The sequence below is a fragment of the Pseudorhodoferax soli genome, from assembly GCF_003337555.1.
Classification (GTDB): domain Bacteria; phylum Pseudomonadota; class Gammaproteobacteria; order Burkholderiales; family Burkholderiaceae_C; genus Pseudorhodoferax; species Pseudorhodoferax soli.
In genome coordinates, this window is sequence record NZ_QPJK01000001.1 from 317873 (window position 1) to 344443 (window position 26571).

The window sequence follows — 26571 nt, forward strand, 5'->3', positions numbered from 1 at the left end:
CGGTTGGCAGTCGAACGACAAACGGCTACAGCCAGTGTGCGATGCCAGCGCGCCCAGCGCCATGGTCGTAAACACTGCCTCGCGGTGATCGCACCAGCGCGACAAGTTACAACTTGTTAGTACCGCCGGAATGCCATATAAAGCGTCAACTTCGTTCGATTCAATGCGCTAATCCGCGCCTCAGTGGCTCCGGCCGGGCCGTCGACGGAGTCCGCACCCGTCCAATGGCCACCACGGCCGCATGCCCGCGACCCGGGCTGGAGACACATGAACGAAGTGGGCCTCGGCACGCTCGCGCTGGTTCTGTTCGGCATCGCCGCGTTGGCGCTGTGGCGGCAGTCCACGGCGCAGCGCGCCCTGCAGCAGCTGCAGGCCGACGCCGAGCGGCGCGCCTCGGCCCTGTCGGAAAGCGAAGCCTTCATGCGCACGCTGACCGAGACCGGGCAGTCCAGCCTGGTCGTGACCGACCGCAACCACCGCGTGCGCCACGTCAACAGCCAGTGGCTGCAGCTGTTCGGCTACGCGCGCGGCGACATGGCGACCCTGGCCGCCGCCGACGTGCATGCCGATGGCGAGGCCGCGCGTGCGCGGCTGCACGCGCAGATGCAGCGCGATGGCGCCTTGCGCCACTGCGAGACGCGCTTTCGCCGCAAGGACGGCAGCGAGTTCTGGGGCCTCATGGACTCGGCCCGCGTGCACATCGGGGGCGAGGTGCTGCGCGTGACCTGGATCACCGACAACACCGACGAACATGCCGCCGCCGAGCGGCTACGCGCGCTCGCGGCCGAGCAGGAACTGCTGCTGCAGAACCTGCAGGTGGGGATCGTCTACACCGGCGATGGCAAGCTGCTGCGCGCCAACCCACGCTTTGCCGAGATGTTCGGCTTTGCCGACACCGACACCCTGGTGGGCCGGGGCAGCGCCTGCCTGTATCCCGACGAGACCGAACTCAAGCGCTTCGGCGCCGAGGTCGGCAAGGCCTTCGCGGCAGGCCAGGTGTACAGCGGCGAGTGGAAGGCGGCCCGCCAGGACGGCAGCACCTTCGACGCCTACGCCCGCGCACGGGCGATCAGCCACCCCGGCTACCAGTACGCCACCATCTGGATGATCGACGACATCACCGAGCGCAAGCGTTCGGAAGAGGCGCTGCGCGTGGCCCACAAGGCGCAGCTGGCGATCTTCGAGGCGGCCAGCGTGGGCATCGGCATCCTGCGCGAAGGCGTGGTCCTGCGCTGCAACCGCCGGCTCGAGGAGATCTTCGGCTACGAACCCGGCGAACTCGAAGGCCAGCCGACGCGCATCTGGTACGCCAGCGAAGCCGCCTACGCCGAGGGCCGCCGCATCGCCAACGAGCGCATCGGCCACAGCAGCCGCCACGACCTGCTGCTGCAGCGCAAGGATGGCAGCGCGTTCTGGTGCCGCATGCAGGCCCGCTACATCGATCCGAACTCCACGCACGGCAGCGTCTGGGTGATGGAAGACGTGACCGAGGAGAACCAGAACGCCGAGGCGCTGCGCGAGGCCAAGCGCCTGGCCGACGAGGCCACGCAGGCCAAGTCCATGTTCCTGGCCAACATGAGCCACGAGATCCGCACGCCCATGAACGCGATCATCGGCATGTCGCACCTGGCGCTCAAGACCGGCCTGACGCCGCGCCAGCGCGACTACATCGCCAAGGTGCATGGGGCCGGCACGGCGCTGCTGGGCATCGTCAACGACATCCTGGACTTCTCCAAGATCGAGGCCGGCAAGCTGGAGATCGAGAACGTGCCGTTCGAGCTGGGCCATGTGCTGGCCAATGTCGGCACGCTGCTGGAAGGCAAGGCCGGCGAGAAGGGCCTCGCGCTGACGGTGGACATGGCCGCGGACGTGCCGCCCGCACTCGTCGGCGACCCGCTGCGGCTCGGCCAGGTGATCACCAACCTGGTCAGCAACGCGATCAAGTTCACCGAGCAAGGCCATGTGGCCGTGCAGGTGCGGTTGCACGAACGCCTGCCCGACGGCGTGCGGCTGCAGTTGGAGGTGCGCGACAGCGGCATCGGCATGGATGCAGCGCAGACCGCGCGGCTGTTCCAGGCGTTCTCGCAGGCAGACGGCTCGACCACCCGCAAGTACGGCGGCACCGGCCTGGGACTCACCATCAGCAAGAGGCTGGTGGAGGCCATGGGCGGGGCCATCGCGGTGGACTCCACGCCCGGCCAAGGCAGCCGCTTCTCGTTCAGCGTGCGCATGGGCGTGGCAGAGCGCGCGGGCCCCGTAGCCGTGCCCACGCCAGAGGCGCACGAGCCCATGCCGCTGCGCGGCGTGCGCCTGCTGCTGGCCGAGGACAACGAGATCAACCAGCAGATCGCCGTCGAACTGCTGGAAAGCGCCGGCGCCGCCGTGACCGTGGCCGCCAATGGCCAGCTGGCGCTGGACGTGCTGGCCGCCGGTGCGGCCTTCGACGCGGTGCTGATGGACCTGCAGATGCCCGTGATGGACGGCATGCAGGCCACGGCGCGCATCCGGGCCGATGCCCGCTTCGCGCAGCTGCCCATCATCGCGATGACCGCGCACGCCATGGTCGAGGAGCGCGAGCGCTGCCTGGCCGCAGGCATGGTGGACCACATCACCAAGCCGATCGACCCCGCCACGATGATCCAGACGCTGGCCCGCTGGGTGCAGCCGCGCGGCGATGCGCCCCGCATGCCTGGCGCTGCCGAGCCCGGCACCGCCGAGCAGCCCCTGCCCATGGTGGCGGGGCTGGACACCGCGGCCGGCCTGTCCCGCGTGGGCGGCAAGCCGGCGCTGTACCTGCGCCTGCTGCAGCAGTTCCACGAAAGGCAGGCCGATGCCGGCGCCCGCATCGCTGCCGCACTGGCAGCGCAGGATGCGGCAACGGCCGAGCGCATCGCCCACACCGTGCGCGGCGTGGCCGGCAACCTGGGCTTCGGCGCCCTGCAGCAGCAGGCCCAGGCACTGGAGGCGGCCATTGGCACGGGCGTGCCGCATGCCGAGGTGCTGGCAGCGTTCGAGCAGCAGCTGGCGGCCGCGACCACGGGCCTGCGCACAGCGCTGGCACCGCCCGCGGAGCTGGCCCAGGAGCCCGCGGCACGCACCGCCACGCCGAGCGAACTGGCGCAGCACGCCAGCCGTTTGGCCGCGCTGCTGCAGGCCAGCGACAGCGATGCCGGCGACTACTTCAACACCCACCGCCCTGCCTTGCGCCAGCTGCTGGGCGAAGGCGCGACGGCCCGCGTCGCCAGCGCGCTGCAGGACTATGAGTTCGACGCGGCGCTGGACCAGCTGCGCGGCGCGGTCCAGACCCACGGCATCGCTGTCTAACGCCGGCTTGCACGGCCGGCCGGCCACGTAACATCCGGCCGCTTCATTGTCCGAGGAGACCCATGCCGTCCAACCCGTTCGCCCGGCTGCGCGCGCCCGCGCAGCCCCTCACCCGCCGCTGGCTTGCCCGGCTCGCGCTGGCCGCCTGCGCTGCCTGCGCCGCCCCCGCCTTCGCCCAGCCGCTGGACGGCGGCCCGCTGCGCATCGTCGTCGGCTACCCGCCCGGCGGCGCCACCGACCGCGTGGCCCGCATCGTCGGCGACAAGCTGGCGACCAAGCTCGGCGTGCCCGTGCTGGTGGAGAACAAGCCCGGCGCAGGCGGCCGGCTGGCGGCCCAGCAGGCCAAGGCCACACCCGCGGGCCAGAACGTGCTGATGCTGGCCAACCCGGCTGTGATGGTGGTGGCGCCGCTGGTGTTCAAGGACAACGGCTACGACGCCGAGCGCGATTTCGTGCCCGTCTCCCACGTCAACGACTACGAGTTCGGCCTGGCCGTCTCCACCGCCGTGCCGGTCAAGGAACTCTCCCACCTGTTGGCGTGGATGCGCGCCAACCCCAACCAGGCCAACGTGGGCGTGCCGGCCACCGGCAGCCTGCCGCACTTCTTCGCGCTGATGCTGGGCGACAAGGCCAAGGTGCGCACCGAGGTCATCGGCTACAAGGGCTCGGCCCCGGCCATCACCGACCTGATCGGCGGCCAGCTGCCGATGGCCGTGGACACCTTCGACGTGCTGGTGCCGCAGCACGAGGCCGGCAAGCTGCGCGTGTTGGCGGTCTCGGGCAGCAAGCGCTCGGCCTTCGCGCCCGACGTGCCCACCTTCAAGGAAGCCGGCCTGGATCTCGCTGCGCTGGGCTGGAACACCTTCTTCGCGCCCGCCACCATGCCGGCCGAGAAAGCCGCGCGGCTGGCCGCCGCCATCCACGAGGTCATGCAGGATCCGGACACGCAACGCAAGTTCACCGACACGCGCATGCAGCCCGTGGTCGCCACGCAGGCGCAGACCGCGGCCATGCTCAAGGCCTACCGCGCGCAGTGGGCGCCGGTGGTGCAGAAGTCGGGCTACCAGCCGTGAGCGGCCAGGCCACGCGTGGTTGAGGCCCGGCTGTCAGGCTCCTGCACCCTTCACCGCGGCCCATGGGGGCGGTGGCGTGCCTGCGGCCTCGCCTGGCTGCTCGCGGCAGGAGCGGCCATGGCCTGCGACCGCGACGTGGTGACCGTGGTCGTGCCCTATCCGGCCGGTGGCTCGATGGACAGCACCATGCGCATCGTGGCGGACGCAGCCAGCCGCGCCACACAACGCAGCTTCGTCGTGCGCAACATCGGCGGTGGCGCCGGCACCATCGGCGTGCAGCATGTGCTGCAACAGCCGGCCGATGGCTGCACCGTGTTGGCGGGCAGCCTGACCACACTGGTGCTGGCGCCTGCGCAGATTGCCTCGGCCGGCTACGGACCCGCGGACTTCCAGCCCATCGGCGAGACCGGCCAGACCGACTACCTGGTGCTGGCAGCGCCGTCCCTGCCCGTGGATCGGCTGCAGGACCTGCCCGCGCTGGCAGCGCGGCGCCAGTCCGCCATCGCCGCGGGCCACCCGGGCACCGAGAGCGTGCAGTACCTCGCCCTGCCGATCCTGGCGCGCCAGCTGCAGATCGAGCTGCTGCCCGTCCCGTACAAGGGCTCCGCGCCCATGCTCAACGACCTTGCAGGCGGGCACATCGATCTGGCGATCGTGGCCAGCCCGGCCGGCGCCGTGGCCGCCGAGCAAGGCCGCGCCAAGCTGCTGGCCCGGCTGTCCGAATGGATGGCCAGCGATGCCGGCGGGCGCACGCCTCCGCTGGAGTCCTGGGCGGGCTGGTTCGTGCCGCAGGCGGTCTCCGAGCGCAGCACCGCGTGGCTGCGCCAGGCCCTCCTGGACGCGCTGGCCGCGCCCGAGGCCGTGCAGGCCCTTCAGCGGCTGGGCCTGACACTGCCGGCGGCCACCGCGCAGCAGGACTTCGCGCAACGCTACGCGCGCGACGCGCAGCGCTTCAGTCCACGCCCGGGGATGGTGGCACCCAGTCCTGCACATAGGCGATGAATTGCAACACCTCCGCGCTGCAGCGCGCGGGGTCGCGCGGCAGCACCAGCCCCAGGGGCGGCATGGGCGGCGTCATCTCCGGGCTGCAGGCCAGCGCGAACAGCAGGCCCGCATCCAGCAGTTGCACCGCCACGTTGCGCGGCACCAGCGCCAGCAGATCGCGCTGCTGCAGCATGGCCAACGTCATCAGGATCGGCCGGGCCGAAACCCAGCAGACCTGCGGCGCGATGCCCAGCAGGCTGCACAGCCGATCGAAGTCGTGCGCTGCCAGGGTGGAGGGCGGCGGCAGCAGCCAGACGGCGGCCGCCAGCTGCGCGGTGCCGACCGGCTGCACGGCCAGCAGCGGATGCTGCGGGCCGCAAAGCACCACATAGCGGTCCTCGACCAGCGGCACGAACGCCAGATGCGCCGGCAGCTGCACCGGTTCTCGGCAGGCCAGCAGATCGACGGCGCCCTGGTCCAGCAGCTTGAACAATTCGTCCGCGCCAGCGGACCGCACGTCGACCGCCACTTCCGGATGGCGCACGGTGAAGCCAGGCAACAGCGGCGCGACGAGGCCGGACAAGGCTGCCGCGATGGCGGCGATCCGCACATTGCCAGCAGCCCCCGCATGCACCGAGGCGGCCGCCACGGCCCCGGCCTGCAGCTGTGCCAGCGCGTTGCGCACCAGCGGCAGCAGCGCGCCGGCCAGGGGCGTCGAGCGCATGCCGCGTGCGTGCCGCTCGAACAGCGGAGCACCCAGCATCGTCTCCAGCTCGGCCAGCGCATGGGTCGCACCGGGCTGGCTCATCGGAATGGACGCCGCGGCGCGCTGCAGATTGCCCAGTTCAGCCGTGCGCACCAGCAGTTGCAGGTGGCGCAGCCGGGCACGCGCCATGAGGCGGGCGAACAAGACGGTTGGCGTCATCAGCAATTCTATTTCTGAATATCTTGCGGGCGCAACGAATTGGACTGTCGCTGGCGAGATGCACAAAATCACGCCCAATCGCGAGATGACCATTCTATTTTTCAATGCCGCCAGGACGCTGACGGTGTTTGAAGACATCACCCGGAGACAGACAAGATGAAGATACGCAATGTGGCGTGGCGCCTTGGCACGCTGGCATTCGCCACCACCCTGGCCGCCTGCAACGGCGGCGGCGGCGGCGGCGGCGACAACGATGCGCCCGACGCTCGCCTGAGCACCGTGGACAAGGCCCAGCTGATCAGCCCGACCGAGGCCACGCAGTGGTTCCAGACCAAGGCCGGCTGGGGCGCGACGTACACCGGCTCGCCGGCCTGGAAGTCCTACATGGGCTTCATCGAGGAACGGCTGCAGGAGTACGGCGCCCAGGGCATCACGCGCGCCCGCTTCCCGTACGAGCGCTGGTACACCACCGAATATCCTGACAAGACCGGCTGGTCGCTGACGTCCGACGGCACCGCCGTGGACGTGGCCTCGTATGCCACGCAATCCGGCTCCACCGGCCCGAACGGCGTGACGGCGCAGCTGGTGCTCTACGACCTTTCGGCGCCTGCCGCCACGCGGCCCACCGCCGCGCAGATGGCCGGCAAGATCGTCGTCGTCAAGCAGACGCCCTACACCTACACGGGCCTCAGCGCGGGCTACACCGATTACGAATTCCGCACCAACGAGGACCAGTTCCTGGCGCCGTTCACCGCTGTCGATCCGAGCTACGAGGCGAGCTACCGCAACCGCCAGCAGTACGGCCAGATGGGCGCCACCATCAACAACTTCTTCCGCGCCAGCAGCAACCTGCCGGTCGGCCACGTGGTGGTGCTGGACATGCCGCCTGGCGCTGCACAGGGTGGGCGCCAGCACGGCACGCCTGACCGCTACGAGGTCCCCGGGCTGCTGCTGGACAAGGTCAATGGTGCCAAGGTGATCGAGGACGCGCGCGCCGGCAAAACCGCCACGCTGAAGCTGAACGCGCAGGTCGAGCAGGACGCGCTGGCCTACACGCTCGTGGCCACGCTGCCCGGCAAGGACTTCGGCACCAACAAGGACACCGCCGTCATGATGGCCACGCACGTCGACGGCCCCGCGCTGATCCAGGATGCGGGCTCGCTGGGCATCCTCGCGGTGGCCAAGTACTACAGCCAGATCCCCCGGGAGCAACGACCGCGCAGCATCTACATGGTGTTCGACACGCGGCACTTCGTACCGGGCGCCGAGCGCACCTACCCGTTCGACTTCGTCGAGGACAACCACGACAGGCTGAGCAAGTACATCATCGGCGGCGTGTCGATGGAGCACGTGGGCGGCGCCCAGATGGCCGATGCCGGCAACGAGTTCCGTGCCACAGGGCGGGCCATGACGACCTACGTCAACACGCACGGCAACGATGTCAATGTGGCCAAGGCCATCGAGGCGGTGAAGATGGGCGCCCTGCCGCGTGCACAGGTAAACGCCGAGGAACGCCCCGGCGTCAATGGCAAGCAGCAGAACAACTGGTTCGGCCGCAACTTTGCCGCGCACCTGGAGTCCCTGGGCAACCACCCGGTCTGGCACATCACGGGCGACTGGCCCAGCTCTGGCTACCAGGCGTTCTACCCAGGCATGGACCGGTTCTCTTCCGAAGTCTTCATCGCCCAGGTCGCCACGGCTTCCAAGTTGGTGGGTGACCTCATGACGACCAAGGACCTGGTGCCGATGTCGTCCTCGTGGTCCAAGATCGACCAGGGCATCCGCGCGCTGACCGATGCCGACTTCAGCACGCCCGCCGAAGCCGCCGCCCGCCGCAGCGCTCTGCTGGCACAGAGCCAAGCGCTGTTCGCTTCGGTGAAGAAGAGCGACTACAGCAAGACGCCGGCCGAGCTGGACGCGCTGAAAGCCGCCTTGACGAGCTCCTCCGTGGCCAATGCGCGGCAACAAACCATCCTCGGCCTGATCGGGGACGTGCGGGCCCGCGTTGCCGCGGCAACGACGAAAAGCTGAGCTGCATTCCGGCCGAAGGCAGGCGCGACGGCGCGGCACCGCCCCTACCATGGGGGGATGTCCCATCCCCTCCCCCCCACCGCGCCGCCGGGCCGCAGCGTCGTCCACCGTGTACGCGTGGAGTTCGGCGACTGCGACCCCGCGCGCATCGTCTGGTTTCCGAACTACTTCCGCTGGATCGATGCGGCGGGCCACCACTTCTTCGTGCAATGCGGCGTGCCACCCTGGCATGAACTGGAGAAGGAGCGCGGCATCCTCGGCACGCCCATCGTCGACACGCATGCGCGCTTCATCGCCACCGCCAGCTACGGCGATGTGCTCGACATCGCGGTGAGCGTGGCCGAATGGCGGCGCAGCAGCTTTGTGCTGCGCCACCGCGTCACGCGCGGCGAGACGCTGATCATGGAATGCGACGAGGTGCGCATCTTCGCGGCGCACCGCGCCGACCATGCGCCCGGCATCCGCGCCGTGCCGATCCCCGACGACATCCGCGCCATGTGCAGCTGAGGGCGCGCGGCCAGCGCGGGTGGGCGGCGTCGCATGCGTTGCACCACTGGCCGGCGCCATGCGGCATGCTGCGCCGTCCGTCAACAAGGAGGCAACGCATGTCACTGTTCTCACTGGCCGGCCAGGTGGCCATCGTCACGGGTTCCTCGCGCGGCATCGGCCGTGCCATCGCCGAGCGCATGGCCGAGCATGGCGCCAAGGTGGTCATCTCCTCGCGCAAGGCCGAGGCCTGCGAGGAAGTGGCGGCCGCCATCTGCCGCACCCATGGCGATGGCGCGGCCATCGCCATCCCCGCCAACATCTCGTCCAAGGACGAACTGCGCCACCTGGTCGAGGAGACCGGGCGCCGGCTCGGGCCCGTCGACGCGCTCGTCTGCAACGCCGCCAGCAACCCCTACTACGGCCCCATGGCCGGCATCGAGGACGCGCAGTTCCGCAAGATCCTGGAGAACAACGTCATCGCCAACCACTGGCTGATCGGCTTTGCCGCGCCGGGCATGGTGGAGCGCCGGCGCGGCAGCATCACCATCGTCTCGTCCATCGGCGGGCTGCGCGGCTCGCCCATCCTCGGCGCCTACTGCATCTCCAAGGCCGCCGACATGCAGCTGGCCCGCAACCTCGCGGTGGAATACGGGCCGCACAACGTGCGCGTGAACTGCATCGCGCCCGGCCTCATCAAGACCGACTTCGCGCGCGCACTCTGGGAAGACCCCGAGCTGCTGACCAAGCGCACCGCCACCACGCCGCTGCGCCGCATCGGCGAGCCCGACGAGATCGCCGGCGCGGCGGTGTTCCTGGCCTCGCAGGCCGGCGCCTTCATGACCGGCCAGAACCTCGTCATCGACGGCGGCGTGACGATTTGATCAGCGCGCGGCCAGGCTCTCCAGCACGCCGCGCACCTGCGCCAGCACCGCATCGGCCTCGGCCCGGTCGGCCTTGGCCATGCCGCGCGAGATCGCCATCGCGCCGACCAGCGCAGCTACCACGGTGCTGGCTAGCGCCTGGCGCTCTGCCTGCGGCGCGTCGCCGGGCAGGCTCGCCTCGACCCCGGCGCGCAGCTCGGCGAATGCATCGGCATAGCTGCGGCTGACGGCCTCGCCCTGGCGCGCGGTCTCGCAGGCGGTCGAGACCAGCGGACAGCCCTTGGCCATGTCGTCGCGCACGTTCAGGCTCAGGTAGCGGTCCAGGTAGGTCGCCAGGCTGCGCTGGCGACCCGCGCCGCCGCCCGCTGCGCGCGCGACCCGCCCGTGCCCGGCCTCGAACGCATGCGCGAAGGCCTGGGCCGCGAGGTCCTGCTTGTCCGTGAAGTGCTTGTACAGCGCGCCGTGCGTGAGCCCGGCCTGCCGGCACACATCGGCCACGCCCACGCCGTCGATGCCGTGCTGCTTGAACAGCTGGCCCGCGGCTTCGAGCAAAGCCAGCTTGTTCTGCTGCGCCTGTTCCTTGGTCACCTTCATCGCATGCCCCTGCGTTGACAATTTTTGATTGCGGTCATTATCATTGAAACCTTCGCCACCTCCAAAACCCACACACACCATGCTGGCCCACCGTCTTGCCGCGCTGCTGCAGCGCCGCGGAATCCACTACGCCTGGGCCATCGCGGCCATCACCTTCCTGGCCATGCTCGTCACCTCGGCCGCGCTCGGCCTGCCCGGCGCGCTGATGCAGCCGCTGGGCAAGGAGTTCGGCTGGAGCACGACCGAGCTGTCCTCCGTCTTCGCCACGCGCTTCGCGCTGTACGGCCTGCTCGGCCCGTTCGCGGCCGTGGTGCTGATGCGCTACGGCGTCTCGCGCGTGGTGGCGTTCGCTGCCGCGGTCATCGCCAGCACGCTGGTGATGGGCATGTTCATGCACACGCTGGGCGAGGCCTTCGCGCTGTGGGGCGTGGTGCTGGGCATCGGCACCGGGCTCACGGCCATGGTGCTCGGCGCCATGGTGGCCAACCGCTGGTTCGTGCAGCGCAAGGGCCTCGTGATGGGCCTGCTGGCCGGCAGCAGCGCCACGGGGCAATTGCTGTTCCTGCCGGTGGCGGCCTGGCTCATCGAGCACCACGGCTGGCGCTGGGCGCTGCTGCCGGTGGTGGCGGCCTCGGCGCTGGTGTTCGTGCTGGTGCTGCTGTTCATGCGCGACAGCCCGGCCCAGCTGGGCCTGGCCGCGTACGGTGCCGACCCGAACGCCCCGCCGGCCCAGCCCGCACCGCGCGCGAACTGGGCGCTGCCGTTCAAGACCCTGGCCAGCGCCTCGCGCGTGCCGGCGTTCTGGGTGCTGGCCGGCACCTTCTTCATCTGCGGCCTGAGCACCAATGGCCTGGTGCAGACGCACTTCATCTCGCTGTGCGGCGACTACGGCCTGGGCGCGGTTCCTGCCGCCTCCGTGCTGGCCATGATGGGCATCTTCGACCTGATTGGCACCACGCTGTCGGGCTGGCTGACCGACCGCTACGACAGCCGCAAGCTGCTGTTCTGGTACTACGGCCTGCGCGGGCTGTCGCTGTTCTGGCTACCGTATTCGGAGTTCACCATCGCCGGCCTGTCGCTGTTCGCGGTGTTCTACGGGCTGGACTGGATCGCCACCGTGCCGCCCACCGTCAAGCTGGCGGCCGCGGAGTTCGGCCCGGAGCGCGCGCCGCTGGTGTTCGGCTGGGTCTTCGCCTCGCACCAGCTCGGCGCGGCGGTCGCGGCTTACGGCGCGGGCCTGTCGCGCTCGGTGCTGGCCTCTTACACGCCAGCCCTCATGACGGCCGGTGCCGCCTGCCTCGTCGCCGCCGTCGCCGTGCTGCTGGTGCGTGCCCGCACCGCCCCGGCCGCGCTGGCGCCCGCGCGGCCCTGACGCCATGGCGCGCGCATGGGCCTGCGCCCTCGGGCTGCTCGTGGCGCTGAGCGCGCAGGCAGCGCCCGCCGTGCCAAGCACGCCGGCCACCGACCCCGGCACCGCCTGCGACCGGCAGGCCCAGCCCGCCGGCTGCCTGCTGCGCCTGGCGCTGCCGCAGGATGCCGGCCAGCTGGCCTACTACGTGTCGCAGCAACCCGCCGCCGCACCGGCACCCGACACCGCCCTGCTCGTCATGCACGGCTACCCGCGCGATGCGGCGCACAGCTTCAACGCCGGGCTGGCTGCGGTGCAGGGCGCCGGCCTGCAGGGCCGCGTGCTGGTCGTGGCGCCGCTGTTCCAGGTCGGTCCAGCGCAGGCGCAGCGCTGCCACACGCCCGGCGAGACGACCGCCCAGGCCGGCGATGCACGGTGGCGCTGCGGCACCTGGCTGGCCGGCGAGGCGTCCGAAGGGGCGCAGCCCATCACCTCCTTCGCGGCACTCGATGCGCTTGTGGCCGAACTCGCGCGCCAGTGGCCCAGCCTGCGCACCGTCACGCTCGCGGGCTTCTCGGCCGGCGCCCAGCTGCTGCAGCACCACGTGGCCTTTGCAGCCGCAGCGCCGCCTGGCGTGCGGCTGCGCCATGTGATCGCCGACCCGGGCACCTGGCTGTACTTCGATCCGGTGCGGCCACGGCCGGCGGGCGGTGGCGCGGCCGATCCATCGCCGTGCAGCCCTGCAGCCGATGCCCCGGCGGCCTGCCGGTGGGCAATGCAGACGCCCGATGCCGCGGCATGTCCGCACTACGACCAGTGGAAGTACGGCGTGGCCGACCTGCCGGCCCACCTGGGCGACGCGGCGGCCGCCCGTGCGCGCTACCGCGCCGCGGACCTGGCCTACCTGGCCGGCGGGCTCGACGACGGCCCCGGCCCCGGCAATGCCGACAAGGTGCTGGACCACGGCTGCGCCGCCCAGCTGCAAGGCCCATACCGGCTGCAGCGCGCCCAGGGCTATGCCGCCTACGAGCAGCAGGTGCTGCAGCCGGCCCGGCCGCGGCCTTTGCACGTGGTGCCGGGCTGCCGGCACGACGTGGCCTGCGTGCTGCCCGCTGCCGCGGCACGGCCGGCCCTGTTCCCCGGCGTGCGCTGACCGCATGCACGCGCCCCATCCCCCCACCCACAGGTGACCCCATGAAGATCCTCGTTCTCGGCGCCGGCGCCATCGGCGCTTACTACGGCGCCCGGCTGCTGCAGGCCGGCGCCTCCGTGTCCTTCCTCGTGCGCAGCGCGCGCGCCCGGCAGCTGCGCGCGCACGGCCTGCGCGTCCACAGCGAGCTGGGCGACTTCTCCGGCGCGGTCGACGTGGTCGAAGCCGGCGACGCCCTGCCCGAGGCCGACGTCGTGCTGCTGGCCTGCAAGACCTACGACCTGCCCGAGGCCATGCGCAGCATCGCGCCGGCCGTCGGCGCGCGCACGGCCATCCTGCCCTTCCTCAACGGCATGCAGACCTACGACCTGCTCGACGCCGCCTTCGGCAAGGCATCGGTGCTGGGCGGCGTGGCCTACATCGCCGTGGCACTGCAGCCCGATGGGTCCACGCGCCACCTGGGCGCCGCGGACCGGGTGGTCCTGGGTGCGCGCACGCCGCAGCTGCAGTTGCTGGCCGATGACCTGTATGGCCTGCTGGCGCGCAGCCCGGGCCTGCGCGCGGTGGACGCGCACATCGCGCAGCAGCTGTGGACCAAGTGGGTCATGCTGTGCAGCGGCGCCGCGGTGACCTGCCTGTTCCGCGGCACCATTGCCCAGATCCTGGCCACGGCGCATGGCCGCGGCTTCGTCGAGACGGCGTTGGCCGAGTGCCTGCAGGTCGCCTCGGCCGAAGGCTTCGCACTGGCGCCGGACGCGGTCGCGCAGATCAAGGGCCTGCTGCTCAATCCTGCTTCGGCGTGGAAGGCATCGATGGCGCGCGACATCGACGCCGGCATGGCCAGGCTGGAGGCCGACGGCATCGTCGGCGACATGCTGGTGCGCGCCGCGCGCCACGGCGTGCCGGCGCCCACGCTGCAGGCCGCCCATGTGCACCTGCAGGTCTACCTGCAGCAGGCCGCTGCAGCCTAGGCGGCCGCTTGCGGGGGTCGCCTCAGGCGTAGACGTTGAGCAGCGCGCCGGCCATGCGGTCGGCCGTGCGGAACACGGTGGCATTGGCCACGAAGGCGTTCCTGGCCGACAGCTGGTCGACCATCTCGGATTCCAGCGACATGCCGACCGACTCAGCGCGCCGGGTCGCTGCGTCCACGCCGCCCACCTCGCTGCGCGATTGCTGCACCACCTCCAGCCGCGTGAAGCCCTCGGTCTGCGCATTGGCAACGTTGTGCGCGGAAGCCTGCAGCCGCTGCTGGGCGGCCTGCATGCCGCTGGAAGCGATGGAAGAGAGGGGGGCCATGGAACGAGATTGGGCCACTCATCCGCTCATCGATCAAGCGAATAATTGGCAAGATTCGTGCGCCGTCACGACATCCAGGCCAGCGCCTGGCCCGCCAGCGCGGCCAACGCGACCACCCACACAGGCGAGCAGCGCCCCACCACGAGCAGGCCGAAGGCCGCCAGCGCGAGCGCGAAATCGTTGCGGCCCTGGATGGCACTGGTCCAGACCGGGTCGTAGAGCGCGGCCAGCAGCACGCCGACCACGGCCGCGTTGACACCGGCCAGCGCGGGCTGCACGCCCGGCCGCCCGCGCAGCGTTTGCCAGAACGGCAGCGCAGCCAGCAGCACCAGCGCGGCCGGCACGAAGATGACCAGCAGCAGCATCAGCCCGCCGACCCAGCCCTGCCAGGGCCAGTGGGCCGCCGCACCGAGATAGGCAGCAAAGGTGAACAGCGGGCCCGGTACCGCCTGCGCCGCACCGTAGCCGGCCAGGAACTCCGCATTGCCGAGCACCCCGCCGGGGACCACGCTGGCCTGCAGCAGCGGCAGCACCACATGGCCGCCGCCGAACACCAGCGCGCCGGCGCGGTAGAAGCCGTCGATGAGCGCGGCCGTCGGCGTGCCGGCCACCGCAGCCCACAGGGGCAACAAGGCCAGCGGCAGCAGGAACAGCACCAGGGCCAGCACGCCGCCACGGCGCGACAGCGGCCAGCGCTGCGGCGCAGGCGCGGCCGCTGCAGCCGGCAGCCGCAGCAGCCAGCGCCCCGCGAGCGCCGCGGCCGCGATCACGAGCACCTGGGCCAGCGCCACGGGCCAGGCCAGCAGCACCAGCGCGGCCACGATGGCCAGCGCGGCGCGCTGGCGGTCCGGGCACAGCGTGCGTGCCATGCCCCAGACGGCCTGGGCCACGATGGCCACGGCCGCCACCTTGAGGCCGTGCACCCAGCCCGCCGCGGCCAGCGCCGGCTGCCGCACGATGAGCTCGGCCAGCGCCACCAGCAGCAAGGCCGACGGCAGCGTGAAGCCCACCCAGGCCGCCAGCATGCCCCAGCCACCGGCACGCCCCAGGCCCAGCGCCATGCCCACCTGGCTGCTGGCCGGCCCCGGCAGGAACTGGCACAGCGCCACGAGGTCGGCATAGGCGCGGTCGTCGAGCCAGCGCCGCCGCTCCACGAACTCGGTGCGGAAGTAGCCCAGGTGGGCGACCGGCCCGCCGAACGAGGTCAGGCCGAGCCGCAGGAACACCAGCAGCACGCGCCAGGGGCTGTCGGTTCGGACGGTGGGAACGGGCATCGGCAAGTCGCAGCACGCAAAAGGAACGCATGCTATGCGCCCCGCACGACAGCCCGGCGTCGCCCTACTTCAACGCGAAGCGCACGTTCGCCGGCTTCCTGCCGGCCAGCTGCACGGTGGCCACCACCTTGGTGCCGGCCGCGGTGGGGAAGCTGCCCCTGGCCTCCAGCCGGTCGCCGGCCGGCGCCAGCGCGGCCTCGGTCTTGGCGCTGCCGGCCAGCAAGGTGAGCTTGCCCGTGGCGCCCTTCAGGTCAGCCGCCTTGCCGTGGTCGCGCACGTACAGCGCGATGCTGTCGGCCTTGGCCACGAGCTCGAAGTCCATGTCGCTGGCCTCGACCACCACGCCGCCGTGCAGGGGCTGGTGGTCGTGGGCTGCGCCATGGCTGTGGGCCTGTTGGGCCGAAGCGGCGCCGGCCAGGCTCAGCGCGGCGAACAGGGTGAGGGTCAGGGTCTTCATGGTGTGTCCTCGTTGCAGGAAGGTTGGAGAAAAGGGCATCACAGCGCCTCGGCCGTGTCGTCGCGCGCCAGCCGCTCGGCGTCCTTGCGGCCGAACAGCCAGAACATGGCCGGCGTGAGGAAGGTGTCCAGCAGCGTGGAGCTGACCAGGCCGGAGAAGATCACCACCGCCACCGGGTGCAGGATCTCGGTGCCGGGCCGCTCGGCTTCGAAGAGCAGCGGCGCCAGCGCGAAGGCCGTGACCAGCGCCGTCATCAGCACCGGGCTCAGCCGCTCGATGGAGCCACGCAGGATCATCCGGTGGTCGAAGGCCTCGCCCTCGAAGCGCATCAGGTTGATGTAGTGGCTGACCTTCAGGATGCCGTTGCGCACCGAGATGCCGGCCAGCGTGATGAAGCCCACCAGCGCCGCCACCGAGAGCGGCTGGCCGGAGATCCACAGCCCCAGCACCGCGCCCACCAGCGCCAGCGGGATATTGGCCATGATCAGGAGCGCCAGCCGCGCGCTCTGGTAGCGGCTGAACAGCACCACGAACATGCCGACGAGCGAGACGATGGACAAGAGGCCCACCAGGCGCGAAGCCTCTTCCTGCGCCTGGAACTGCCCGCCCAGCGTGACGAACAGGCCCTCGGGCAGCGGGTGCGCGGCCACGGCGGCGCGGATGTCGGCCACCACCTCGGACAGCGGCCGGCCCTGCGCGTTGGCCGAGAGCACGATGCGGCGCTTGCCATCGTCGCGGCTGATCTGGTTGGGGCCGTCGCTGTCCTCGATGCGCGCCAGCAGTGAGAGCGGCACGCGGCCCGTGGGCGTCTCCACGAGGATCTGCGCCAGGCCGTCGACCGAGCGCGCCTCTTCCGGCAGCCGCACCACCAGCGCGAAGCGCCGGTTGCCCTCGACGATCTGCGTCACGCGCTCGCCCTCGACCAGGCTCTGCAGCACGGCCAGCACCTGCGGCGCGGGCACGCCGTACCGCGCCGCGGCCGCGTAGTCGATGGACACCTTGATCTGCGGCGCCAGCACCTGCTTCTCGATCTCCAGGTCGGCCAGGCCCGGCACCGTGGCCAGCCGCGCGCGCAGCGCCTCGGCCTGGCCGCGCAGCTGGTCCAGGTCCTCGCCGAAGATCTTGACCGCGATCTGCGAACGCACGCCCGAGAGCATGTGGTCGATGCGGTGCGAGATCGGCTGGCCGATGGCGATGGCCGCCGGCAGGTGCTGCAGCCGCGCGCGGATGTCGGCCTGCACCGCATCCATGCTGCGCGTGATCTCGCCCGCGGGTTGGAGGCCCACGTCGATCTCGCTCACGTGCACGCCCTCGGCATGCTCGTCGAGTTCGGCGCGGCCGCTGCGCCGGCCCACGTGCGCGACCTCGGGCACCTGGGCCACGAGCCGCTCGGCCTGCGCCGCCAGCGCCGAACTCTCGGCCAGCGTCACACCGGGGTTCAGCCGCAGGCCGATCAGCAGCGTGCCCTCGTTGAACGGCGGCAGGAAGGTCGTAGGAAAGAACGGCACCGCCACCGCCGCCACCAGCACGGCCAGCGCACCGGCCGCGATGGCCTTGCGCGGGTGGTGTAGCACGGGCGCCAGGCCGTTGCGGTAGCGCGCCTTGAGCCAGGCCAGCAGCCGGGTGTCGCCATGGTCCAGCGACTTCATGCGCGGCAGCAGGTACAGGTTGAGCACCGGCGTCACCGTCACCGAGACCAGCAGGCTGGCCAGCGTGGAGACGATGAAGGCCACGCCCAGCGGTACGAACAGCCGGCCCTCCATGCCCGGCAGCGCGAACAGCGGCACCAGCACCAGCACGATGATCACGGTGGCGTAGAGGATGGCCGAGCGCACCTCCATCGTGGCCGAACGCACCACCTGCAGCGCATTGAAGGTGCCGGGGTGCGCGGCGCGCTGCTCCTTCAGGCGGCGCAGCACGTTCTCGATGTCGACCACCGCGTCGTCCACCAGCCCGCCGATGGCGATCGCCAGGCCGCCCAGCGTCATGGTGTTGATCGACATGCCGAACCAGCGGAACACCAGCGCCGTGACCAGGAAGGACACGGGGATCGCCACCAGCGCGATGAAGGTGGTGCGCAGGTTGCCGAGGAACAGCAGCAGGATCAGCGCCACGCAGACCGAGGCGCCGATCAGCTTGCCCTGCAGCGTGGAGATCGACGCTTCGATGAAGCTGGCCTGGCGGAAGGTGACCTGCGGCGCCTGCATGCCGGCGGGCAGCGCGGTCTTCATTTCCACGAGCGCGCGTTCGATGGACTGCGTCAGCGCGATGGTGTCGGCCGTGGGCTGCTTCTGCACGCCCAGGATCACGGCGGGCTGGCCCGCGATGCCGGCGTCGCCACGCTTGATGGCGGCCGCGAACTCCACCTTGGCGATCTGCTGCAGCACGATGGGCTGGCCGCCGGTGGCCGAGACCGTGGCCGTGATGGCCAGCTGGCGCAGGTCGTCCAGCCGCGAGGTGCGGCCCAGGTGGCGGATCAGGTACTCGCGGCCATTGAGCTCCAGGAAGCCGCCCGAGGTGTTGGACGAGAAGCCCTTGAGCGCAGCCTCCAGTTGCTCGTGCGTGATGCCCAGGGCAGACATGCGCGCGGTGTCCGGCTGCACCTGGAACTGCCGCACCTCGCCGCCGATGGGGATGACCTGCGCCACGCCCGGGATCGCGAGCAGCCGCGGGCGCAAGACCCAGTCCGCATATTCGCGCACCGCCATCGGCCCGATCTTGCCGTCGATGGGAATCGCGATCTGCATGATCTCGCCCATCACCGAGCTGATCGGGCCCATGCGCGGCACCACGCCCGCGGGCAGGCCCTCCTCCATGGCCGACAGGCGCTCCGACACCATCTGCCGCGCGCGGAAGATCTCGGTCGACCAGTCGAAGGTCACGTACAGGAAGGACAGGCCCGCGCTGGACGTGGAGCGCACCGATTCCACGCCGGGCAGGCCATTCAGCGTGGTCTCCAGCGGGAAGGTGATGAGCTGCTCCACCTCCTCGGCGGCCATGCCGCCGGCCTCGGTCATGATGGTGACGGTGGGCTTGTTGAGGTCGGGGAACACGTCCACCGGCATGGTGGTCAGGGTGAAGCCGCCGTAGGCGACCAGCACCAGGCCCGCGATGATGACCAGCAGCCGGTTGGCCAGGCTGCTGTCGAGTAGCCACTTGAACATGGGCGCCCTATCGGATCTGGTTGACCAGGCTCGCGCCCTGGTGGACCACGCGGTCGCCCGGTTTCAGGCCCGCGGTCGCGACGACGTTGGCGCCGTCCAGCGGTTCGGTCGTCAGCACGCGCGGCTCGAAGCGCTCGGGCGCGACCTTGACCCACACGATGCTCTGGTTCGAGGGGTTGCGCGCCAGTGCGGCGGCCGGCACGGACACGCCGCTCAACTGGCTCTTGGTCTGCACGACCACCTGCACCGGCTGGCCCACGGCCAGGGCCTGCAGCGCCGGCCCTTGGGCCGCGAACTGCAGCGGCAACGCCTGCTCGCGCAGCGCCCTGGCCGCGCCCACGAAGCGCAGCGGCACGCGCGTGCCGCCTACGGCCAGCGCGCCGCCCGCGATGTCGGCCGCCAGGGCCGGGTCGTAGGCCAGGGCCTCGATGCGCAGGCGTGTCGGGTCGACGATCTCGAACACGAGTTCGCGCGCATCGACGACGGCGCCGGCGATGGCGGTGGCCGATGCGATGACGCCGGACACGGGCGCCACCAGCGCCTCGCGGCCCGACAGCGCGCCGGCCATCACGCCGGCCCGCTCGCCCAGGCTGGCCAGCTCGCTCTCGGCCGCCTCGATCTCCTTGCGCGGCACGGTGTCGGCCAACTCGCGCAGGCGTGCCAGCCGCTTCTCGGCCAGCGCGCGCGCGGCGCGCAGTTCGGCCACCTGGGCGGCCTGGCCGGCACGCTCCAGCGGCGCGGCTGCCGGCGCCACATAGGCCAGCACCTCGCCCTTGCGCACGGCCTGGCCGGGCGTGGGAAAGCCGCGCGGGCCGGGCTCCAGCCGGCCCGGCTGTGTGGGCTGCACGCGGCCGCCCGCGTTCGGGTCCATCACCACCTTGCCCGCCAGCGTGAAGGCGCGCGGCAGCTGCTGTTGTTCGGCCACCAGCGTGCGCACGCCGATCTGGCGCTGCGTGGGCTTGGGCAGGAACACGCTGCCGTCTGGCAGGCGCTGGGGTGCATTGGCGTTCGCGCCCGCGGGGGCTTCGCCATGGTCGTGGCCTTCGCCGGCCAGCACGGGGCCGGCCAGCAGGCTGGCGAGCAGGAGGTTGGCGACGGCCTTCATGCGGCGGCTCCCAGGTTCGGACGGCGGCGTTTGAACACGGTCACAAGCGCGAGCAGCAACACCAGGCCGCCGGCCGCCCACGGGGCCCAGGCACGCCAGCCGTGCGCATGCGGTGCCTCGGCGGCAGCGGCCTCGGCGTGGATGTCGAGTTCGCCCGCCAGCAGGTCGGCATCGGCGCCGGCCGTGACGGTGGCCGTCACCGGGTGCGTGCCGGGGCCGGGTTCCGCGGCCAGCTCGGCCTCGAACTCGCCGGCCGCCACGCTCTTGAGCGCCACGGGCTGGCCGTTCAGTTCCAGCACCAGTTGGGCGTTGTCCACCGGCGCGTTGCTGGGCGCGTGGTCCAGCCAGATGCGCAGGTGGTGGCCGTCGAGCACGCCGACGAGTTCGAACAGGTCCGAACTCGCGGCGAAGCGCGGCAGCGCGGGGCCGGCGGCTGCCGGTTCGGCACCGCCATGGTCGTGGCCGTCGCCGGCGCGTGCCGGGCCGGCCAGCAGCAGCGCCAGGGTCAGGAAGAGAAATCGCATGGAAGTTCTTTCGCGAAGAGGGTTCATTGCGGCAACAGGCCCAGGGCCTGGCGCAGCGCGGAGATGGCCTGGTGCACGGCCACGCGGGCACGCGCGCTCTGGCGTTCGGCCTCGTAGGCCTCCAGCTCCACGCGCAGGCGGTTGGGCAGGTCGGTCTCGCCCAGGCGGAACGAGGTCTCGAAGAAGCCGCGCGTCTGCTGCGCCAGCGCCGTGCGCCGGGCGGCCGCCGTGGCCACGGCCTGGGCCGTGGCCAGGCGCGCGCGCGCCACGGCGGCATCGGCCGCGAGGCGCTGGGCCTGCAGCACGCGCAGCTGCTCGGCCTCGATGCGTTCCGCACTGGCCGTGGCCACCTTGGCACGGTGGCCCGAGGCCGAGCCCAGCGGCACGCGCAGGCCGACCGTCAGCGCGTGGGTGTTGGACTCGCCATAGGCGCCGCGCTCGCGTGTGACGAGCAGCGCCAGTTCGGGGTTGGCGCGCTTGCGCACGGCCGCCAATTCCTGCGCATGGGCGGCCAGGCGTGCGCGGTCGTCGAGTTCGACCAGTGCGGGATGGGTGGTGTCGGGCGCCGTGGCCTGCGGCAGCGGCTCGGCCAGCGCCACGCCGGCCGGCGGCTGCACGCCCAGCGCTGCGAGCGCCTGGCGCGCCTGCACCACGGCCAGCGCGGCTTCGGCCACCTCGGCCTCGGCTTGGGCGCGTGCACCGTCGGCCTGGTTCTGGTCGGCGCGCGCGAGGTCGCCGGAGGCCACGCGGCGCGCCACGTCGCGCGCCAGCTTGTCCGCGCTGTCTTCACGCGCAGCGGCGGCCTGCTGCTCCAGCAACGCCAGTTGCAGTGCCCACCAGGCCTCGCGCAGCTCACCGGCCAGGCGCCACTGCGCCGCGCGCAGCCGGCTCTCCAGCGCCAGCCCTTCGGCGCCTGCCTGGGCCTGCGTCAGCGCACGCTCGCGCGGCAGCCACAGCGGCACGGCCACCCCGGCCTCGATCTCGCGCGCGCCGTCGTTGCCGCTCAGCCGGTCGGACTTGAGCGCGGCTTCGAGCGCGGGCGGCTCGGGCGTCCAGCGGTCGGCCGCCACGCGCTGGGCCTGGCCGGCATCGCGCCGTGCGGCGGTGCCGGCCTGTTCGGGCTGCTGGGCCCAGGCCTGGGCGAAGGCCTCGGCCAGGCTGCTGGCGGGCGCGGGCGGCGTCTGGGCCAGCGACGGCAGGCTGGCCAACGCCAGCACAGCGGCGCCCAGCCGGTGGGATGCCCGCCGGGGCGAAAACTTCCAATGCATGCGAATCCTCGTGGAAGCGGACGGACGTCCGCGAACCGGCCCCGCACAGGGGCCGACCAAAGCCTCAGGGGCTCAGGCGAGGAAGCGGTGGGGTGGACGGATCAGCCGCTCGGGCAGTCCGTCGGTGATGCTGCGCTGGTAGGGCGTGGCGTGGCGCAGGTCCGGCAAGCCGGTCGGCAGCGCCGCGGGCCAGCCGAGCAACGCGGCGCACATGCCGCCGTGGCAGCCCACGCAATCGAGGTGCGGCACCTGCGGCCCGTTCTCGGCCTGGGCCGGCTCGTGCGCGTCCAGGTGCACGTGGTGGCCGAAGTGCGCCTCGGCCGTCGTCGGTTCGTGGCGGCAGACTTCCGCCGCCGCAGACCAGGTGGCCTGCAGCACGAGCACGAGCATCAGCACGACAGAGAGGAAACGGCGCATGGATGGAGGGTTGCTGCGTTGCAGCAGCGGCGCGAGTGTAGCGGCCGGACATGCAACCCGGATGGCGAAGTGGATGACAAATTTGTCATCGAAACAGCGCTTGCCGGCACCACACAATGCCCCATGCAATTGCTGGTGATCGAAGACGAAACCAAGCTCGCGCAGTACCTGCAGAAGGGCCTGCGCGAGGAAGGTTTTGCGGTGGACGTGGCGCACGACGGCGTGACCGGCCTGGAGGCCGCGTTGCAGCACGCCTACGACCTCGTCGTGCTCGACGGCATGCTGCCGGGGCTGGACGGCTTCGCCGTGCTGGCCGCGCTGCGCCAGAGCCGCCAGACCCCCGTGCTCATGCTGACCGCGCGCGGCGAGGTCGAGGACCGCGTGCGCGGCCTGCGCAGCGGCGCCGACGACTACCTGGTCAAGCCCTTCGCCTTCTCCGAACTGGTGGCCCGCATCCAGGTGCTGCTGCGCCGCGCGAGCGCCACGCCGGCAGAGGCCACGGTGCTGCGCCTGGCCGACCTGGAGGTCGATCTGATCCGGCGCCGCGTGCTGCGCGCCGGCCAGCGCGTGGAGCTGACCAACAAGGAGTTCAACCTGCTCACGTTGCTGCTGCGCCGCCAGGGCGCGGTGCTGTCGCGCACCGAACTCGCGGCCCAGGTCTGGGGCATGAACTTCGACAGCGAGACCAACATCGTCGAGGTGGCCGTGCGCCGGTTGCGCGACAAGGTGGACCGGCCATTCGAGCGGCCGCTGCTGCACACGGTGCGCGGCATGGGCTACGTGCTCGAAGCCAGGGCATGACGCAGCGCAGCCTGCGCGCGCGGCTGTCGCTGTGGCTGGCGCTGCAATCGCTGGCCGGGCTCGGCCTGGTCTGCGGCGCGCTGTACCTGGCATTGGACTGGACGCTGGCGCAGCGCCGCCACGAGACGCTCGCGCAGAAGGAAACCGCCGTGCGCGAACTGCTGGCCGAGGGCCGCGCCGACCACCGGCCCGAAGACCTGCCGCACCTGCTGGACGACATGCTGGCCGGCCATGGCGACCTGGCGCTGACGCTGACCGACGGCGCCGGCCGCACCGTGTTCAGCCGGCCCCTGCCGGCGGATGTGCGGGCCGCCGCGCACCGCTTCGCCGTGGCCGTGGAGGGCTGGCCCGCACCCGTGCAGGCCAGCCTGCAACTGGACCCGCGCGCCGACGCCGCGCTGCTGCGGCGCATGGCGGGGCTGCTGCTGCTGGCCGCGCTGGGCGGCACGGCCGTGATCTCGCTCGGCGGCTGGTGGCTGGTGCGCCTGGGCCTGGCGCCGCTGCGCGAGCTGGCGGCGCAGACCGGCCAGCTCGACGCCGACACGCTGGCCCGTCGCCTGGACGGGCGCGCCCAGCCCGCCGAACTGCAGCCCTTGATCGCGCAGTTCAACGCGCTGCTGGACCGCCTGGCCAGCGCTTACGCGCAGATGGAGGCCTTCAACGCCGACGTCGCACACGAACTCAACACGCCCCTGGCCACGCTGATCAGCGGCAGCGAACTGGCGCTGCGCCGCGCCCACAGCGCAACCGAGCTGCAGGAGGTGCTGGGCTCCAATCTTGAGGAACTCGACCGGCTCGCCCACATCGTGGCGGACATGCTGTTCCTCTCGCGCGCGCAGCGCGGCAGCAGCGCGCGGCGCACGCAGGTGGCCAGCCTCGCGGCGCTGGCGGCCGAGGTGGCCGAGTTCCACGAGGCCGCGCTGCAGCAGGCCGCGCTCGCGGTGCGCATCGAAGGCGATGCGGCCGCCGCGGTGGATGCGGGGCTGCTGCAGCGCGCGCTGTCCAACCTGCTGGGCAATGCCACGCGGCATGCCACGCCGGGCAGCACGGTGCTGGTCGCCATCGCCCGCGCGGACGGCCGCACCCGCATCACGGTGGAGAACGCCGGCGCGGCCATCGCGCCCGAGCACCTGCCGCGGCTGTTCGACCGCTTCTTCCGCGCCGACCCCGCGCGCAGCCAGGCCGACCAGCACCATGGCCTGGGCCTGGCCATCGTGGCGGCGATCGCCCGCATGCATGGTGGCGGCACGCTGGCCGAATCGGCCGCGGGACGCACCCGCATCGGCCTGTGGCTCGGCGATGCGCAGATGACGCAAACGTCATCGAACGGTGCGGCTTCCTGAGGTTTGGATTTCCAGAATGCAAGGCACCGCGCAACACCGCGCGGACCATCCGACAAAGGAAACACCATGCCTCGCCCCTCCGCCCTCCTGCTCTCCCTGGCCGCCGTGTTCGGCCTGGCCCAGCCCGCACTGGCGTCCGACGCCCCGCCCACGCGAGAGCAGGTGCGCGCCGCGGTGCTGCAGGCACAGGCCCGCGGCCAATGGCCGGCCGGCGGCGAAGCCGGCGTCTGGACAGCGCCCGCCACCGGCACGCCGTTGAGCCGCGCGCAGGTCCTGCGCGAACTGGCCGCCTCCGGCCCTGCGCCCTCCGGCGAAGTCGGAGACATCGGCCAGCTGGCGGCTGACCACCGCGACACCACGCGCGCCGAGGTGCGTGCGCAGGCCGTGCAGGCGCTGCGTGCGGGCGCGCTGCCGGGCGGCGAACTCTGACAACGACCGTGCTGCGGCTCAGGGACCCGCAGCCGTCCGCTCCAGCGCCGCCCGGGCTGCGGCCCGGTGCAGGTCGGCATGCGCCAGATCGGCGATCGGCGCCAGCAGGCCCGCGTCGAACTCGCTCAGCGGCAGGCCCTGCGCGACACGCCGGGGCCAGTCCGGATGCGTCAGCGCGCCACGGCCCAGCGCCACGAAGTCCGCCTCGCCGCGCGCCAGCATGCCGGCCGCCCGCGCGGGGTCGTGCAGCCCGCCGTTGGCCAGCACGGGCAAGCCGGCGTAGCGCTTGGCCAAGGCGGCCAGGCTGGGGCCGATGCCGAAGGCCGGCTGCCATGCCATGTGCTCCGTGGTGTGCAGGTAGTCGAGGGGCAGCCGGCCCAGCAGCTCGAACAGCGCGCGCGCCTCGGCCTCGCCGCCCCGCCACTTGCAGGCGAAGTCATTGACCTTGGCCTGCGAGATGCGCAGGCCGACCACGAAGTCCGGACCGACGGCCGCGCGGACCGCCCACGCGACCTCGCAGATCAGGCGCAAACGGCCCGCCAGCGCGCCGCCATGGCCGTCCTCGCGCAGGTTGCTGCCTTCGGACAGGAACTGGTCGAGCAGATAGCCGTTGGCGCCATGGATCTCGACACCGTCGAAGCCCGCCTGCCGGGCACGCCGCGCCGACAGCGCAAAGCCCTGCACCGCATGATCGATCTCCTGCGGCGCCATGGCCGCGGGCAGCGGATACGCGCCGCTGCCGCGGTAGAAGGGCATCTGGCGGCCGACGGGCTGCACGGCCGAAGGCCCCACCGTGCCCACGCGGTGCGGGTTACCCTGCGACAGGGCGCCGGCGTGCATCAGCTGGGCCAGCATGCGCGCGCCCTGCGCCTGCACGCCGGCGATGATGCCGCGCCAGGCCTGCTGCTGCGCCTCGTTGGCCATGCCCGGCTGGAACAGGTAGCCCTGCGAGAAGTCCTCGTCCGTGTACAGCCCTTCGGTGATGACCAGCCCGAAGCCTCCTTCGGCGAAGCCGCGGTAGTAGTCCGCCATGTGCGGCGTGGGAAGGCCCTGGGCCGATGCGCTGACGCGCGTCATGGGCGCCACCGCGAGACGGTTGGCAAGCTGCAGGCGCCCGAGGGCGAGCGGCTCCGACAGGCGCTGGTGGGCGTGGTGTTCCATGGTCACTGCCCACCGGACGCATCGACTGCGGCAATCGCTTCGATCTCGATGCAGGCCTTGGCGTCGTAGAGGGCACGCACCTCGGCAATGGTGTCGGCCGGATAGGGCGCGCGAAAGAACTCGCGCCGCAGCGCCACCACGTCCTGGAAATGCCCCATGTCGGTGACGAAGATCGTGACCTTGATGACGCGGTCCAGGCGCGAGCCGCCCGCCTCCAATGCCCGCTGCAGGTTGGCGAAGGCCTGCCGGCCCTGCGCCAGGAAGCCGCCTTCGACGATGCGGCCATCCGCGCCCGCACCGGCCTGTCCGGAGATGAAGACGAGCTCGCCGAAGCGCATGCCCTGGGACAGCAGGAAGGGTGCGTAGTGGTCGGGCTCGGTCGTGATGCGTTCAAGCATGGTGAGGTTCCTCGGTTGCGATGAAGATGGCAGAACAGGTGATTTGCTTTCACCCTTCTGCACGCAGGAACGCATCTTCTTCCTGACGAAAATTCTCTACAAACGATGAATAATCAGGTAATAGATGAATTCATC

Annotated in this window: 24 protein-coding genes; 12 read left to right on the plus strand and 12 right to left on the minus strand. The window is 71.6% G+C overall.

The window, feature by feature from the left end; genetic code table 11:
* The first annotated feature begins 267 nt into the window (after positions 1 to 267).
* The 3 genes from DES41_RS01355 to DES41_RS01365 all read left to right on the plus strand — a co-directional run bounded on the left by DES41_RS01355 (position 268) and on the right by DES41_RS01365 (position 5399).
* The gene (locus tag DES41_RS01355) at positions 268 to 3324 is read left to right on the plus strand and encodes a PAS domain-containing hybrid sensor histidine kinase/response regulator (protein ID WP_114465216.1); all 3057 of its coding nucleotides are present in this window, start codon (positions 268 to 270) and stop codon (positions 3322 to 3324) included.
* A 62-nt stretch (positions 3325 to 3386) separates the two neighbouring features.
* Positions 3387 to 4397 (plus strand): tripartite tricarboxylate transporter substrate-binding protein, encoded by a 1011-nt coding sequence (locus DES41_RS01360; protein ID WP_114465218.1) that lies wholly within the window; start codon positions 3387 to 3389, stop codon positions 4395 to 4397.
* Between the two features lie 117 nt (positions 4398 to 4514).
* Positions 4515 to 5399, plus strand: coding sequence for a tripartite tricarboxylate transporter substrate binding protein (locus DES41_RS01365; protein WP_114465220.1), 885 nt, complete (start codon positions 4515 to 4517; stop codon positions 5397 to 5399).
* Here the strand turns inward: DES41_RS01365 and DES41_RS01370 are convergent.
* A complete protein-coding gene (locus tag DES41_RS01370; protein WP_170168066.1) occupies positions 5350 to 6306 on the minus strand; it encodes a LysR family transcriptional regulator in 957 nt (318 codons plus the stop codon). The two genes, DES41_RS01365 and DES41_RS01370, sit on opposite strands and share 50 nt — an antisense overlap.
* A gap of 156 nt (positions 6307 to 6462) precedes the next feature.
* On the opposite strand from DES41_RS01370, the gene DES41_RS01375 reads away from it, so the two are divergent.
* The 3 genes from DES41_RS01375 to DES41_RS01385 all read left to right on the plus strand — a co-directional run bounded on the left by DES41_RS01375 (position 6463) and on the right by DES41_RS01385 (position 9707).
* Complete coding sequence (locus DES41_RS01375; RefSeq protein ID WP_114465222.1) at positions 6463 to 8337, plus strand: hypothetical protein; 1875 nt, start codon at positions 6463 to 6465, stop codon at positions 8335 to 8337.
* Positions 8338 to 8394: 57 nt separating this feature from the next.
* A complete protein-coding gene (locus tag DES41_RS01380; RefSeq protein WP_114465224.1) occupies positions 8395 to 8844 on the plus strand; it encodes an acyl-CoA thioesterase in 450 nt (149 codons plus the stop codon).
* A gap of 98 nt (positions 8845 to 8942) precedes the next feature.
* Positions 8943 to 9707 carry an SDR family oxidoreductase gene (locus DES41_RS01385; protein ID WP_114465226.1) on the plus strand — a complete coding sequence of 255 codons (765 nt, stop codon included), beginning with the start codon at positions 8943 to 8945 and terminating at the stop codon, positions 9705 to 9707.
* Here DES41_RS01385 and DES41_RS01390 read toward each other — a convergent pair whose 3' ends face one another.
* The gene (locus DES41_RS01390) at positions 9708 to 10301 is read right to left on the minus strand and encodes a TetR/AcrR family transcriptional regulator (protein ID WP_170168067.1); all 594 of its coding nucleotides are present in this window, start codon (positions 10299 to 10301) and stop codon (positions 9708 to 9710) included.
* Positions 10302 to 10380: 79 nt separating this feature from the next.
* On the opposite strand from DES41_RS01390, the gene DES41_RS01395 reads away from it, so the two are divergent.
* From DES41_RS01395 to DES41_RS01405, 3 genes are read left to right on the plus strand one after another with little or no spacing between them, the layout of a single operon-like run.
* Positions 10381 to 11673, plus strand: a complete 1293-nt coding sequence (locus tag DES41_RS01395) for an MFS transporter (protein WP_114465230.1) — start codon at positions 10381 to 10383, stop codon at positions 11671 to 11673.
* Between the two features lie 4 nt (positions 11674 to 11677).
* Positions 11678 to 12802 (plus strand): hypothetical protein, encoded by a 1125-nt coding sequence (locus tag DES41_RS01400; protein WP_211332873.1) that lies wholly within the window; start codon positions 11678 to 11680, stop codon positions 12800 to 12802.
* 41 nt (positions 12803 to 12843) lie between these two features.
* Positions 12844 to 13770, plus strand: coding sequence for a ketopantoate reductase family protein (locus DES41_RS01405; protein ID WP_114465231.1), 927 nt, complete (start codon positions 12844 to 12846; stop codon positions 13768 to 13770).
* Between the two features lie 22 nt (positions 13771 to 13792).
* On the opposite strand, the gene DES41_RS01410 is transcribed toward DES41_RS01405, so the two are convergent.
* From DES41_RS01410 to DES41_RS01445, 8 genes are all read right to left on the minus strand, one after another.
* On the minus strand, positions 13793 to 14095 hold the full coding sequence (locus DES41_RS01410; protein WP_114465233.1) for a flagellar basal body protein: 303 nt from the start codon (positions 14093 to 14095) through the stop codon (positions 13793 to 13795).
* 65 nt (positions 14096 to 14160) lie between these two features.
* A complete protein-coding gene (chrA, locus tag DES41_RS01415; protein ID WP_114465235.1) occupies positions 14161 to 15369 on the minus strand; it encodes a chromate efflux transporter in 1209 nt (402 codons plus the stop codon).
* A gap of 64 nt (positions 15370 to 15433) precedes the next feature.
* Complete coding sequence (locus DES41_RS01420; RefSeq protein ID WP_114465237.1) at positions 15434 to 15826, minus strand: hypothetical protein; 393 nt, start codon at positions 15824 to 15826, stop codon at positions 15434 to 15436.
* Between the two features lie 38 nt (positions 15827 to 15864).
* Positions 15865 to 18990, minus strand: coding sequence for an efflux RND transporter permease subunit (locus tag DES41_RS01425; RefSeq protein WP_114465239.1), 3126 nt, complete (start codon positions 18988 to 18990; stop codon positions 15865 to 15867).
* A 7-nt stretch (positions 18991 to 18997) separates the two neighbouring features.
* Positions 18998 to 20095 carry an efflux RND transporter periplasmic adaptor subunit gene (locus DES41_RS01430; protein ID WP_114465241.1) on the minus strand — a complete coding sequence of 366 codons (1098 nt, stop codon included), beginning with the start codon at positions 20093 to 20095 and terminating at the stop codon, positions 18998 to 19000.
* Positions 20092 to 20619, minus strand: a complete 528-nt coding sequence (locus DES41_RS01435) for a hypothetical protein (RefSeq protein ID WP_114465243.1) — start codon at positions 20617 to 20619, stop codon at positions 20092 to 20094. The genes DES41_RS01430 and DES41_RS01435 overlap by 4 nt, the downstream gene beginning before the upstream one ends.
* A 23-nt stretch (positions 20620 to 20642) precedes the next feature.
* On the minus strand, positions 20643 to 21887 hold the full coding sequence (locus DES41_RS01440) for a TolC family protein (RefSeq protein WP_114465245.1): 1245 nt from the start codon (positions 21885 to 21887) through the stop codon (positions 20643 to 20645).
* 72 nt (positions 21888 to 21959) lie between these two features.
* Complete coding sequence (locus tag DES41_RS01445) at positions 21960 to 22304, minus strand: hypothetical protein (RefSeq protein ID WP_114465246.1); 345 nt, start codon at positions 22302 to 22304, stop codon at positions 21960 to 21962.
* Between the two features lie 123 nt (positions 22305 to 22427).
* On the opposite strand from DES41_RS01445, the gene DES41_RS01450 reads away from it, so the two are divergent.
* The 3 genes from DES41_RS01450 to DES41_RS01460 all read left to right on the plus strand — a co-directional run bounded on the left by DES41_RS01450 (position 22428) and on the right by DES41_RS01460 (position 24877).
* Positions 22428 to 23105: a heavy metal response regulator transcription factor gene (locus tag DES41_RS01450; RefSeq protein ID WP_114465248.1), complete on the plus strand. Its 678-nt coding sequence runs from the start codon at positions 22428 to 22430 to the stop codon at positions 23103 to 23105.
* Complete coding sequence (locus DES41_RS01455; protein ID WP_114465250.1) at positions 23102 to 24448, plus strand: heavy metal sensor histidine kinase; 1347 nt, start codon at positions 23102 to 23104, stop codon at positions 24446 to 24448. The genes DES41_RS01450 and DES41_RS01455 overlap by 4 nt, the downstream gene beginning before the upstream one ends.
* A 66-nt stretch (positions 24449 to 24514) precedes the next feature.
* The gene (locus DES41_RS01460) at positions 24515 to 24877 is read left to right on the plus strand and encodes a DUF4148 domain-containing protein (protein WP_114465252.1); all 363 of its coding nucleotides are present in this window, start codon (positions 24515 to 24517) and stop codon (positions 24875 to 24877) included.
* Between the two features lie 18 nt (positions 24878 to 24895).
* Here DES41_RS01460 and DES41_RS01465 read toward each other — a convergent pair whose 3' ends face one another.
* The gene (locus DES41_RS01465; RefSeq protein ID WP_114465254.1) at positions 24896 to 26038 is read right to left on the minus strand and encodes an oxidoreductase; all 1143 of its coding nucleotides are present in this window, start codon (positions 26036 to 26038) and stop codon (positions 24896 to 24898) included.
* Positions 26039 to 26040: 2 nt separating this feature from the next.
* Positions 26041 to 26436 carry a RidA family protein gene (locus tag DES41_RS01470; protein ID WP_114465256.1) on the minus strand — a complete coding sequence of 132 codons (396 nt, stop codon included), beginning with the start codon at positions 26434 to 26436 and terminating at the stop codon, positions 26041 to 26043.
* Between the last annotated feature and the right edge of the window lie 135 nt (positions 26437 to 26571).